Raw genomic sequence first — 12,643 nt, 5'->3', positions numbered from 1 at the left:
GTGGACCCGTCCGACGCCTATCGGCAGTGCGAGCAGATCGTCCGGGCCAGGGCACAGAACTTCGCCTACGGCATCCTGCTGCTGCCGCCGCAGAAACGGCGCGCGCTCAGCGCCGTGTACGCGTTCGCGCGCCGGATCGACGACATCGGCGACAGCACGGGACCCGTGGACCAGCGGCTGACGGCTCTGACCGCCGCGCGGGCCGCCCTCAGGGCGACGGCGTCCGACGACCCCGTCCTCGTGGCGCTGCACGACGCGGCAGGCCGCTACCCCATCCCGCTCCCCGCGTTCCACGAGCTCATCGACGGCTGCGCCGCCGACGTCCGGGGCGCGACCTACGAACGCTTCGACGACCTGCTGACGTACTGCAGGCACGTCGCCGGATCGATCGGCCGGCTGTCACTCGGCATCTTCGGATCCGAGGAGCCCGCCGCACCCAAGCTGGCGGATGCGCTCGGGGTGGCGCTCCAGCTGACGAACATCCTGCGCGACCTGTCGGAGGACCGGCTCGCCGGGCGCGTCTACCTGCCCGCCGAGGACCTCGACCGGTTCGGGTGCACGCTCGGCGTCGACCACGCGGGCCGGTTCACCGATCCACCGGAACGGCTGGCGAACCTGGTGCGCTTCGAGGCCCATCGCGCGCTCGGCTGGTACGACGACGGGATGCGCCTGGTGCCCCTTCTCGACCGGCGCAGCGCGGCCTGCACCGCGGCGATGGCGGGCATCTACCGCCGGCTGCTCGGCCGCATCGCGGCGGACCCGGCCGGCGCGTTGTCCCGGCGGCTGTCCCTCGCTCCGTGGATGAAGGCGATGGTCGCGGCACGCGCCGTCGCCGGGGCCGGCCGGTGACCGGCGCACGGGTCGCGATCGTCGGCGGCGGGCTCGCGGGCATCGCCGCGGCCGTCGCCCTGTCGAAGGCCGGGATCCCGCTGACCCTCTTCGAGGCACGCCCCCGGCTCGGTGGGGCGACGCATTCGTTCGAGCGGGGCGGCCTGCTCGCCGACAACGGCCAGCACGTCTTCCTCCGCTGTTGCACGGCCTACCGCGGGCTGCTCGACCGGCTGGGACATGGCGGGAGCGTGCACATCCAGGACCGGTTCGACGTGCGGGTGCTGACGCCCGAGGGGCGAGCGGGGCGGCTGCGCCGCTCGGCCCTGCCCGGGCCGTTCCACCTGCTGCCCGCTCTCGCGACGTACTCGCTGCTCGCCCCGGCGGACCGGCTGCGCGCGATGCGCGGCTCGCTCGCCCTGCGCAGGCTCGACCCCGCCGATCCGCGTCTCGACCGGACCGACCTCGGGAGTTGGCTGGCCGCGCACGGGCAGGGCGACGCCGCTAGGCGCGACCTCTGGGACCTGTTCACCGTGGCCGCGCTCAACATGCACACGGAGGACGCCGCGCTGGGCCCCGCGGCGATGGTCTTCCAGACCGCGCTGCTCGGCCGGGCCGACGCCGCCGACATCGGCATCCCCGCCATCCCGCTCCGGGAGCTCCACGGGACGGCCGCGAGGTCTGCGATCGAGCGCGGTGGCGGCGAGGTACGGCTGTCGGCGAAGGTCGAGGCGATCGAACCGGGGCCCACCATCGTCGTGAACGGCGCCAGGATCGAGGTGTCCGCCGTCATCGTCGCGACGCCGCACGAGCAGGCCGCGAAACTCGTCCCCGTCGAGGCGGCACCCGACCGGGACCGGTGGAGCGCACTGGACTCCAGCCCGATCGTCAACGTCCACATCGTCTACGACAGGCGCGTCACCGACCTGCCGTTCGCCGCGGTGACCGGCTCACCGGTGCAGTGGTTCTTCGACAAGACGCGAGCCGGAGGAGTCCGTGAGGGGCAGTATCTGACGATCTCCGTCTCGGCCGCCCGCCGGTGGATCGACGCCTCGACCGCCGAGGTGCGCGCCGCGTTCGTCCCGGAGGTCGAGCGGCTGCTCCCCCAGGCGCGCGAGGCCAGGATCAAGGATTTCTTCGTCACCAGGGAACGGCGTGCCACCTTCCGCCAGAGCCCGGGCAGCGGCGCGCTCCGGCCGCGGGCGGCCACCCTGCTGCCCGGGCTGTATCTCGCCGGCGCGTGGACCGCCACGGGCTGGCCCGACACGATGGAGGGCGCCGTGCGGAGCGGACTCACCGCCGCCGGCCTCGCCAGACGCCACCTGAAAGAGGCGAGGCCATGACAGGAGTGACCCCGCCGTCGGTGTCGGAGGCACGCGAGCTGGTCGAGCCCGTGCTGCGCGACGCCGTCGCCCGCCTCGACCCGCTGTCGGCCCGCGTCGCCGCCTACCACCTGGGGTGGACGGACGCCTCGGGGCGGCGCACCGAGGGCGGCGGCAAGGCCCTGCGGCCGGCCCTGGCCGTGCTGTCCGCGCGCGCGGCGGGCGGCGGCGGGGAGCGCTGCCTGCCGGTCGCCGCCGCGGTCGAGCTCGTGCACGCGTTCTCCCTGCTCCACGACGACGTCATGGACCGCGACCCGACTCGGAGGCACCGCCCCGCGGCGTGGACCGTGTTCGGCGAATCGGCGGCGCTCCTCGCGGGGGACGCCCTGCTCGCGCTGGCCAACGAGCTCATCCTCGGCGAGACGGATCCGGCGCGGACGCGAGCCGCCGTCCGCCTGCTCGCGGCCACCCGGCGGCTGATCGCCGGCCAGGCGCTCGACCTGGACTTCGAACGGCGGGACGACGTGAGCCTGGAGGAGTGCCGGCGGATGTCCACGGACAAGACCGCCTCGCTGCTCGCGTGCGCCTGCTCGATCGGCGCGATCGCGGCGGGCGCGCCGGACCGGCTCGTGTCGGCCCTCGCGTCCTTCGGGGCGGAGACGGGACTGGCGTTCCAGCTCGTCGACGACCTGCTCGGCATCTGGGGCAGCCCGGAGACGACGGGGAAGCCGGTCCTGTCCGATCTGCGCAGCCGCAAGAAAACCCTGCCCGTCGTGGCCGCCTTGACCAGCGGCACCCCGGCGGGCGACGCGCTCGCGGCCCTGCTCGCCAGGCCAGGACCGCTCACGGAGACCGACCTCGGCGAGGCCGCGCGGCTCGTCGACGAGGCGGGCGGCCGGGACTGGGCGGAGACCGAGGCCAAACACCGGCTCGACGCCGCCGAGCGCCACCTCGCGCAGGCGGACATGCCCGCGGCCGTCCGCGCGGAGTTCCTCGACATCGCCCACTTCATCACGTCCAGGGATCACTGACTTGACCTTCTCCCCTCCCTGAAGGGAGGGGATTCCCACGGTCGCCCGTGGGAGTTCCTGCTTCATCGCCAGTCGCCCGCCGGGAGGTTTCCGTTGAGGTCTTACACCAGCTCCACAGGCGTTTCACCTCTCCACCAGCCCGGCGGCGAGGATGTTGATCGCTGCGTTGACGTCCCGGTCGTGAACCGCGCCACAGGCGCACACCCACTCCCGGACGTTCAACGGCATCCTGTCTTGCAGGGTGCCGCACGCCGAGCACAGTTTCGAGCTGGGGAACCACCGGTCGATCACGACCAGTTCCCGCCCGTACCAGGCGGTTTTGTACTCCAGCAGGGACCGCAGTTCCCGCCAGGAGGCGTCCGAGATGGCGCGGGCCAGCGTGCGGTTCTTCACCATGTTGCGCACGGTGAGGTCCTCGATCACGACCGTTTGGTTCTCACGGACGAGCCGAGTGGTCCGCTTGTGCAGGAAGTCGCGGCGACGGTCGGCGATCCGCGCGTACACCTTCGCGACCTTGAGCCGGGCTTTGGCCCGGTTGTTCGATCCCTTGGCCTTACGGGCGAGTGCCCGCTGGGCCTTGGCCAGCGTGCGCCGGTCGGCCCGCTCATGCCGAGGGTTGGCCACCTTCTCCCCGGTGGACAAGGTGACCAATGCGGTAACCCCCGCGTCCACACCGACCCTGTTCGCCGTCGGGTCGAGCGGCCGAATCCGGTCCTCACACAGGATGGACACGAACCAGCGTCCGGCCGCATCCTTCGACACCGTTACCGTGGACGGCTCCGCACCTTCAGGCAGCTGACGCGACCACACAATGTTCAGCGGGCCGTCCATCTTCGCCAACCACAACCGCCCGTCCCGCCAGCGGAACGCGCTGCGGGTGTATTCGGCGCTCAGCCGGGACTTCTTACGCGACTTGAACGCCGGATACCTGGCCCGCTTGGCGAAGAAGTTCGCGAACGCCGCCTGCAGATGACGCAGCGCCTGCTGAAGCGGAACGCTGGACACCTCGTTGAGGAACGCCAGCTCCCGCGAACGCTTCCATTCGGTCAGCGCGGCCGACGACTGCACGTAGGAGACCCTGCGGCCCTCCACCCTGTAGGCGCGGGTCCGCTCTTCAAGTGCCTTGTTGTAGACGAGGCGGACGCAGCCGAACGTCCGGGCAAGCTCGTCAGCCTGCTCCGGGGTCGGGTAGAAGCGGAACTTGAACGCCCGCTTCACGATCTGCGACATGCCCAACACCCTAAGCCACGACCAGGCAATACTGAACGCGTGTTCGAGATTATTCCGTGCGGCACCGCGCCGCGTTTCCTCCCCAGCCTGAAGGCAGGGGTCTCCACACTCAAGGAGACTTGATGACCACGGCTCCCGCCGCACCGCCCGCGTCCGGCGTCGAACGCGCCCTCGACGCGGCCTGCGACCACCTGCTCGGCCTCCAGGCACCGGAAGGATGGTGGAAGGGCGAGCTTCAGACGAACGTGACCATGGACGCCGAGGACCTGCTGCTGCGCCACTTCCTGGGCATCCGCACGGAGGAGGAGACGTCCGAGGCGGCCCGCTGGATCCGGTCCCAGCAGCGGGACGACGGAACGTGGGCCAACTTCCACGGCGGACCCGGCGACCTGTCCACCACCATCGAGGCGTACACCGCCCTGCGCCTCGCGGGCGACCCCGCCGACGCGCGGCACATGAAGGCCGCCGCCGAGTTCGTACGGCAGGCGGGCGGGATCGAGGCCAGCAGGGTCTTCACCCGCATCTGGCTGGCGACGGCCGGGCAGTGGCCATGGGACGACCTGCCGGTCCTGCCCCCAGAGATGATCTTCCTGCCCTCGTGGTTCCCCCTCAACGTCTACGACTGGGCGTGCTGGGCCAGGCAGACCATCGTGCCGCTGACGATCGTGAGCGCGCGTCGCCCGGTGCGGCCGCTCCCCGTCGACCTCGCCGAGTTGCGCACCGGCCGTCGTGCGCCTCGGCGGCCCCGTGGCGGTTGGGACGCCGCGTTCACCGCTCTCGACGGGGTCCTCCACCGCTACCAGCGGCGGCCGATCCCCGGCCTGCGCCACGCGGCCATCCGCCGCGCCGCCGACTGGATCGTGGCGAGGCAGGAGCTCGACGGGTCATGGGGCGGCATCCAGCCACCCTGGGTCTACTCGCTGATGGCGCTCGACCTGTGCGGCTACCGGCTCGACCACCCGGTGATGACGAAGGGCCTCACGGGGCTCGACCGGTTCACGATCCGCGACGAGACCGGCCGCAGGCTTGAGGCCTGCCAGTCTCCGGTGTGGGACACCGCGCTCGCGATGAACGCCCTGCTCGACGCGGGACTGCCCGGTGACCATCCCGCCGTGGCGCGTGGCGCGGACTGGCTGCTCGCCGAGGAGGTCAAAGGCCCCGGCGACTGGGCGGTGCGGCGGCCGTCGCTGGCGCCGGGCGGCTGGGCGTTCGAGTTCGACAACGACGGTTACCCGGACATCGACGACACGGCCGAGGTCATCCTCGCGCTCAGGCGGGTGCCCCATCAGAACACGCGCCCGGCCGTCGACAGGGGCATGCGCTGGATGACGGGCATGGCGTCCAGGGACGGCGGGTTCGCCGCCTTCGACGCTGACAACACCCGGGAGCTGTGCAAGAGGCTGCCCTTCTGCGACTTCGGCGCCGTCATCGATCCGCCGACCGCCGACGTCACGGCCCATGTCGTGGAGGCGCTGGCGGCGGAGGGCCAGGCGAGGTCGGCCGTCGCCCGCCGTGCCGTCCTGTGGTTGCTGAAGGCGCAGGAACCGGACGGATCGTGGTTCGGCCGCTGGGGCGCCAACCATGTGTACGGCACCGGCGCCGTGCTGCCCGCCCTCATCGCCGCCGGCGTACGGCGGGACGCGGCCTGCGTGCGGAGGGCCGTGGCCTGGCTGGAACGGCACCAGAACGGCGACGGCGGATGGGGTGAGGACCTGCGCTCCTACGACGACCCCGCCTGGATCGGGCGCGGCACGTCGACGCCCTCCCAGACGGCCTGGGCCCTGATCGGGCTGCTGGCCGCCGACCGGCCGGCCGGTGATCCGGACGGAGCCGTGGAGAGGGGCGTCCGCTGGCTCGTCGAGCAGCAGCGCCCCGACGGCACCTGGGACGAGGACTTCTTCACCGGGACCGGCTTCCCCGGCGACTTCTACATCAACTACCACCTCTATCGGCTCGTCTTCCCGATCAGCGCGCTCGGGCGCTACCTGCGTCTCCGGGACGACCGGGACGACCGGTACGACGGCTGGGACGGCGCCCAGGACCACGAGCGGGACCCAGGGGGGAACGGCGAGGACGGCGAGCGGGACGGCGACCGGGACCAGGAGCGGGACGGCGACGGGAACGGCGACCAGGACGGCGACCGCCTCCGGGTGATCCGGGTGACGTCCACATGACCGGACCGCTCATCTGCGTCGCGCTGGGGATCGAGGCCCGGGCGGTCCGCCGCGGCCTCCCTCCCGGCCACGACGAGGTGATCAGGCTCGGGATGGGACCCCGGCGCGCGGCGCGCGCCGCAGCGGGGCTGCCGCCCGGCGTCCCGCTGGCCCTCACCGGCTTCGCGGGCGCCCTCGACGACGGGCTGAGCCCGGGTGAGGTGCTCGTGGCCAGCGAGGTCCGGTACGACGGACAGGTCTGGCCCTGTCCTTCCGCTCCGCTCATCGCCGGTGATCTGGCCCGCGCGGGCCTGGCCGTACAGACCGGGCCTGTCGTCACGACGCGCCGTGTCGTCACCGGCGGGGCACGCCGGAGGGCGGCCCGCGAAGGCATGCCGGCGGCGGCCGCCGAACGCACGCAGGGCCGGCCGGCCGGCACACAGGAGACAGAGCACGCGGACCACGCAAATCACGCGGAAGGTGAGCGCGCACACACGAATCACGCGGAAGGTGAGCCGGCGCGCGCGGCCGACATGGAGAGCGGGCCGGTCGCCGCCGCTCGCGCCGGGCTGCCGTTCGCGGTGGTGCGGGTGGTCGTCGACACCCCCTCCCGGCCCCTGCTCCGCCCCGCGACCATCGCCCACGGCCTGGCCGCCCGCCGCGTCCTGACGCGGCTCGGCCCCGTCCTGGCGCGCTGGGCCGCCGCGACCGGCACGCGCCGGGTGCTCCTCGGCGCTCCCACGGGCGACATGGAAGGCGACCCCGGCACACGTCCCACGCCCGACCTGACGCTCCTGGTCAGGCCGGACGCCAGGCCTCCGCACCCCCTGCGATCCGACGCGCACGAGCCCGGTGGCCTGCACGCCGTCGGGGCGCCGGGGGACGTCGCGCTCGGCTGGCTGGCGGGCGCCCGGACGATCCGGCTGGCAGGAGGCCCGCCCGCGCTCGTGAGCGCCGTCCTCACGGCCCTTGAAGGACTCGGCCCGCTCGTGGTCGAGAAGCAGCGGGCGACCGCGGAAGCGACCGCCCTACCCAAGGAGGCCTGGCCCTGATGCCCATGCCAATCCGTCAGAGCCTGCGCGTCAGCGGCTACATCCTGCGCCAGAAGCTGCGCGGGCGCCGGAGGTTCCCGCTGCTGGTCGAGCTCGAGCCGCTGTTCGCCTGCAACCTCTCCTGCGCGGGCTGCGGCAAGATCCAGCATCCCGCCGACGTGCTCAAGCAGCGCATGCCCGTCGAGCAGGCGGTCGCCGCCATCGAAGAATGCGGCGCGCCCATGGTGTCGATCGCGGGCGGCGAGCCGCTCATGCATCCCCAGATCGGGGAGCTCGTGGAGGAGTTGGTCGACCGGAAGAAGTACGTGTACCTCTGCACCAACGCACTGCTGATCCCCAAGAAGATCGACCAGTTCACGCCGTCGGAGTACTTCGCGTGGACGGTGCACATCGACGGGCTGCGCGAGCGGCACGACGCGTCCGTCTGCAAGGAGGGCGTGTTCGACGAGGCCGTCGCGGCCGTGCGCGAATGCCAGCGCCGCGGGTTCCGCGTCACCACGAACACGACGTTCTTCAACACCGACAGCCCGCGGACCGTCGTCGACGTGCTCGACTACCTCAACGACGACCTGCACGTCGACCAGATGATGATCTCTCCGGGCTACGCCTACGAGAAGGCTCCCGACCAGGACTGCTTCCTCGGCGTGCGCGAGACCAGGGAGCTGTTCCACAAGGCGTTCGCCGACGGCAACCGCCGCAGGTGGCGGTTCAACCACACGCCGTTGTTCCTCGACTTCCTCGAGGGCAGGACCGACTTCCCGTGCACGGCCTGGGCCATCCCGTCCTACTCGCTGTTCGGCTGGCAGCGGCCCTGCTACCTCATGTCGGACGGTTACACCGAGACCTATCGTGAGCTGGTCGAGGAAACCGACTGGGATTCCTACGGCCGTGGCCACGATCCCCGGTGCGCCAACTGCATGGCGCACTGCGGCTACGAGCCCACGGCGGTCTTCGCCACGCTGGGCTCGCTCAAGGAGTCGATCCGGGCGCTGCGCGGCGACTGACCGGCCGTCCCCGCATCGCCGTCCGCCCGGCGAGCGCCCGGAAGGGACCGGGCAACGCCCCCCGCATCCGGGCGGGCAGGCGGAGCCAGCCGGGGACGTAGCACTCGGCCCGGCCGTGCTCCACCGCCGCGACGACCGCGCGCGCGACCCGCTCCGGCGGGATCGGCGCGGGGCGGCGGCGTCCGTACGGCACGCCCCGCCGGTCGAAGAACGGCGTGTCCACCACCCCGGGCACCACGACGGTCACCTCGATCCGCGGTGCCCCGCCGCGTCCGCCGGCGCGGGACGCCCTCAGTCCGCGCAACTCGTACCTGAGCGCTTCGGCGAAGGCCATGAGCCCGGCCTTCGCCGCGGAGTACACCGCTTCCTCCCCCACGCCCACGGCCCCGGCGATCGAGGCGACGAAGACGAGGTGCCCGCGGCCCCGCTCGATCATGGCGGGCAGCAGCAGGCGGGTCAGGTGGATCGGGGCCGCCAGATTGACGCCCACGAGGCGCTCGACCGCCTCTGCCGGCATCTCCGTGAACGGCCCGCACCACCCCTCCCCCGCGTTGCTCACCAGCACGTCGACGGGGCCGGCGTCCGCGACGAGGCGGGCGGCGCCCGCCGGGAGGTCGCCGGCGAGGACCTCACCGCCCGTGCGCGCCGCGACGGCGGCGAGCCTGCCCCTGTCGCGGCCGGCCAGGACGAGGTGCGCGTGCCGTCCGGCCATCGCCAGCGCGGTCGCCGCGCCGATGCCCGACGACGCGCCCGTGACGAGCACGCGTGCTCCCGCGAGTCTCATGTGCGCTCTCCCGGCTTCCTCGGCGGACCCTGTCCAGGGTCTACCCAGGTCACGCGGCCTGTCAGCCCTTGATCGCCCCTACCAGGCCGTTGACGAAGTAGCGCTGGAGGAACAAGAACAGCACGATGACCGGAATCACGATGATCAGTGAGGCGGCCATCACCTCGTTGTACCGGGGGACCTCACTGGAGATCAGGGACTCCAGGCCCAACGGCAGCGTGTAGCGCGAAGGATCGGAGATCGACACCCGGGTCAGGACGTACTCGTTCCAGGTCGGCACCGCCGTGAGGACGGCAACCGTCACGTGGGCGGGCCTGGCCAGCGGCAGGTAGACCGACCAGAAGATCCGCACCTCACTCGCGCCGTCGGAGCGGGCCGCCTCCCGCAACTCCCTCGGGATCGATCCGTAGGCGTTGGTGAGCAGGAGCACCGTCAGCGGGGCGGTGCCGTTCACGAAGGGCAGCACGAGACCGATGTGCGTGCCGAGGACCCCGAGTTGCTTCTCCAGGATCACCACCGGCAGCAACATCGTGATGCCCGGCACGAACAGCAGCGCCACGAAGAACCAGAAGAGGATCCGCCGGCCGGGGAAGTCGAGCACCGCGAACGCGTAGGACGCCAGGCTGTAGACCACCAGCACGCCGAGCACGGTCAGCCCGGTGACCTTGAGGCTGTTGAGGAAGTAGTCGAAGAAGTGCAGCCGTCCCCAGGTCTGCGTGAGCGTGTCGAGGGTGAACGCGCGAGGCAGGAAGCCGCCCTCCAGGATCTCGCTCCTGCCCTTGAAGGCGCCCGAGATCATCCACAGGAAGGGGTACAGGCTGATCAGCGCGTACACGAACAGGGCGACGAAGACGACCGCCCTGACCACGCGCCGCGCGGTCACTGGACTCTCCGCAACATGCGCGCGTTCACCAGGGTCAACAGGACGGCCCCGGCGAACAGCAGCCAGCCGAGCGCGCTGGCCAGGCCGAGGGTCTGGGCCAGCCCCTTGAAGAACGACAGCCGGTACGCCATGAGCGCGAGGGCGTCGGTGTGCCCGCCGGGACCGCCGTTCGTCATGACCAGGAAGATCTGGAAGCCGTGCAGCGTGTCACGCACGCCGAGCAGGACGATGACGGCGGTGATGGGCCGGAGCAGGGGCCAGATCACCCGGCGCAGGACGTGGCGGGGGGCGGCCCCGTCGATCTGCGCGGCCTCGAACAGGTGGGGGTCGATGGCCTGGAGACCGCTCAGGTAGAGCAGTGTCGCGACCGGGACGCTCGACCAGACCAGGACGAGGATCAGCGTGGGCAACGCGGTGCTCGGGTTGCCGAGGAACCCCTGCGGCTGTGAGAGCGTCCCGAGGCCGAGGGAGCGCAGGAGCGTGTTGATCGCGCCGTCGGGCTCGAGCACGTACCGCCACGCGAAGTAGATCGCGACGCCGGTGGTGACATAGGGCAGGAAGTAGACCGAGCGCAGCACCCCGCGCAGCCGCCTGACCGAGTTGAGCGCGACGGCGAGTGGCAGCGAGATGACCACGGTGAGCAGCGGCACGGCGATCATGACCTGCAGGGTGTTCCACCCGGCCCGGCGAAGCTCGGGGGCCAGCACGGGGTCGGCGTAGAGCAGGTCGAGGTAGTTCTGCACCCCGACCCAGTTCCAGGTCGGCGTGAAACCGTTCCATTTGGCGAAGCTCAGGGCCAGGCCGCTGCCGATCGTGTAGGCCCCCATGACCGCGAACAGCGCGACCGCGGGGAACACGAAGGCCCATCCGGTCAGCCAGCCGGGCCAGCGACGGGGGGACCTGCCCCCGGACGGCTCCTTCCGGAGCCGGCCGGGGCGATCCTTCACGGCGAGCGAGCTCACTCGGTGGCCTTCCACATGGAGCCCATGATCTTGTCGAGCTCGGTTCCGGCCTGCTGCGGCGACACCTCCTGGAGCGGTGACAGCCTGACCATCAGGTCACCCGGCTTGACCTGGTCGTAGTCCGAGGGGAAGAAGCTGACGTCCGCGGCGTCGTAGGCGCTCTCCGGCGGGCCGGTGAAGTACTTCTGCAGCGCGGCGAGGTCGGCGCCCAGCAGCGACTCGGCGTCGGCGCCGAGATCGGTCGCCGGCAGGTCGAGGGACTCCTTGGCGACGGCGCCGGCCCCCTTGGGCGAGGTGAGCCAGTCGAGCCACTTGACCGCGGCCGCCCGGTTCTTAGTAGTGGCCGTGACCCCGAGCCCCGTCAGGGCAAGCGGGGACATCGAGATCTCCTTGTTCACCCCGTCGGCCGACGGCGGGATGGGGAAGGTGAGCACCTTGTCGGGCGTCAAGCCGTTCTGTGCGAGGAACGCCAGGGTGAAGGTGCCGCCGACGTCGAACGCCGACTTGCCCTGGGCGAACGCGATGTCCGCCTCGTCGATGCCGAGCGTGGTGCTCCCCGGCATCCAGTACGGCGTCAGCCTGCTGAAGACGTCGAGCGTCTTGACCCCGTCGGGGGAGGCGAAGCCCTGCGCGGCGCCCTTGGCGAACAGCGCGTGGAACCGGTCCTTGCCCAGATAGGCGTGCGCGAGCGGCTGGTAGACCCAGTTGTAGCCGGTCTGGCTCACCTTCAGCCCGAGGGACAGGCCGCCCTGCTGGGAGTCCTTGCCGGTGGTGGCCTTCAGCGCGGCGAGGAACTCCTCCCAGGTCTTCGGGGGCGTGTTCGGGTCGAGGCCCGCCGCCTGCAGTTTGTCCTTGTTGGCGTAGACGATGCCGAACGCGCCCGCGGTGAAGCCGACGCTGAAGCGCTGGCCCGCCTTGGTGCTCTTGAACGGCGAGTCGCTCGCCGCGTCGTCGATCCGCTGCTGCGTCATCACCCCGCTCTCCTGAGTGGTGGGCAGCAGCCGCTGCTTCCAGGTGGCGTCGACGTCACCCTGCAGGTCCTGCAGCAGGCCCGAGGCGCCCATCTCGAGGTCCTCGCCGCCCGCGTGCACCTCCAGCACGTCGGGCAGGCCGCCGGTCTGCGCCGCGCTCTGCACCTTGCTGACGAACACGTCGTCCGGGGTGACCGCCTCCACGCTCACGGTGATGCCGGTCTCGCTCTTGAACTGGGCGGCGACCTTGTTGAGCGCGTCGGCGTGCGACTTCTTGAACGTCCACATCTTCAGCGTCTGCTCGCCGCCCTGCTGTTCTTCCGCCCCGCCCCCGCAGCCCGCCACGACCACTCCGACGACGAGCGCCACGGCCGCGCCGAGCGCCCGCTTCCGCACTGAACCCATCTCGTCTCTCCTTCTGCT

General features: G+C 71.7%; 10 protein-coding genes and 1 pseudogene. 6 read left to right on the top strand and 5 right to left on the bottom strand.

Annotation, left to right across the window (positions count from 1 at the left end; all coding sequences use genetic code 11):
* Genes hpnD through Psi02_RS06725 form a run of 3 tightly spaced genes read left to right on the top strand, consistent with a single transcriptional unit; the run spans position 1 to position 3,181 of the window.
* On the top strand, positions 1 to 849 hold the full coding sequence (gene hpnD, locus Psi02_RS06735) for a presqualene diphosphate synthase HpnD (RefSeq protein WP_203972579.1): 849 nt from the start codon (positions 1 to 3) through the stop codon (positions 847 to 849).
* Positions 846 to 2,171 (top strand): hydroxysqualene dehydroxylase HpnE, encoded by a 1,326-nt coding sequence (gene hpnE, locus Psi02_RS06730; RefSeq protein ID WP_203972578.1) that lies wholly within the window; start codon positions 846 to 848, stop codon positions 2,169 to 2,171. The genes hpnD and hpnE overlap by 4 nt, the downstream gene beginning before the upstream one ends.
* Positions 2,168 to 3,181, top strand: a complete 1,014-nt coding sequence (locus Psi02_RS06725; protein ID WP_203972577.1) for a polyprenyl synthetase family protein — start codon at positions 2,168 to 2,170, stop codon at positions 3,179 to 3,181. The genes hpnE and Psi02_RS06725 overlap by 4 nt, the downstream gene beginning before the upstream one ends.
* A 39-nt stretch (positions 3,182 to 3,220) precedes the next feature.
* On the opposite strand, the pseudogene Psi02_RS06720 reads toward Psi02_RS06725, so the two are convergent.
* Positions 3,221 to 4,411: pseudogene (locus tag Psi02_RS06720) on the bottom strand (RNA-guided endonuclease InsQ/TnpB family protein); the annotation flags it as partial.
* 122 nt (positions 4,412 to 4,533) lie between these two features.
* Between Psi02_RS06720 and shc the strand changes: the two are divergent.
* The 3 genes from shc to hpnH are packed head-to-tail and all read left to right on the top strand — an operon-like array spanning position 4,534 to position 8,620.
* Entirely contained in the window at positions 4,534 to 6,585 is a 2,052-nt protein-coding gene (gene shc / locus Psi02_RS06715) for a squalene--hopene cyclase (protein WP_203972575.1), read from the top strand.
* Positions 6,582 to 7,616 (top strand): phosphorylase family protein, encoded by a 1,035-nt coding sequence (locus Psi02_RS06710; RefSeq protein WP_203972574.1) that lies wholly within the window; start codon positions 6,582 to 6,584, stop codon positions 7,614 to 7,616. Before shc ends, Psi02_RS06710 begins: the two co-directional genes overlap by 4 nt.
* On the top strand, positions 7,616 to 8,620 hold the full coding sequence (hpnH, locus tag Psi02_RS06705; protein ID WP_203972573.1) for an adenosyl-hopene transferase HpnH: 1,005 nt from the start codon (positions 7,616 to 7,618) through the stop codon (positions 8,618 to 8,620). Before Psi02_RS06710 ends, hpnH begins: the two co-directional genes overlap by 1 nt.
* Here hpnH and Psi02_RS06700 read toward each other — a convergent pair.
* The 4 genes from Psi02_RS06700 to Psi02_RS06685 form a co-directional block, all read right to left on the bottom strand.
* Positions 8,586 to 9,404, bottom strand: a complete 819-nt coding sequence (locus Psi02_RS06700; RefSeq protein WP_203972572.1) for an SDR family NAD(P)-dependent oxidoreductase — start codon at positions 9,402 to 9,404, stop codon at positions 8,586 to 8,588. The two genes, hpnH and Psi02_RS06700, sit on opposite strands and share 35 nt — an antisense overlap.
* A gap of 61 nt (positions 9,405 to 9,465) precedes the next feature.
* Positions 9,466 to 10,287, bottom strand: a complete 822-nt coding sequence (locus tag Psi02_RS06695; protein WP_203972571.1) for a carbohydrate ABC transporter permease — start codon at positions 10,285 to 10,287, stop codon at positions 9,466 to 9,468.
* The gene (locus Psi02_RS06690; protein WP_203972570.1) at positions 10,284 to 11,249 is read right to left on the bottom strand and encodes a carbohydrate ABC transporter permease; all 966 of its coding nucleotides are present in this window, start codon (positions 11,247 to 11,249) and stop codon (positions 10,284 to 10,286) included. The genes Psi02_RS06695 and Psi02_RS06690 overlap by 4 nt, the downstream gene beginning before the upstream one ends.
* A complete protein-coding gene (locus tag Psi02_RS06685) occupies positions 11,246 to 12,625 on the bottom strand; it encodes an extracellular solute-binding protein (RefSeq protein WP_203972569.1) in 1,380 nt (459 codons plus the stop codon). Before Psi02_RS06685 ends, Psi02_RS06690 begins: the two co-directional genes overlap by 4 nt.
* Positions 12,626 to 12,643: the final 18 nt, after the last annotated feature.

This window comes from Planotetraspora silvatica, from assembly GCF_016863315.1.
Lineage (GTDB): Bacteria > Actinomycetota > Actinomycetes > Streptosporangiales > Streptosporangiaceae > Planotetraspora > Planotetraspora silvatica.
This window is presented reverse-complemented; position numbering and strand designations above follow the sequence as displayed.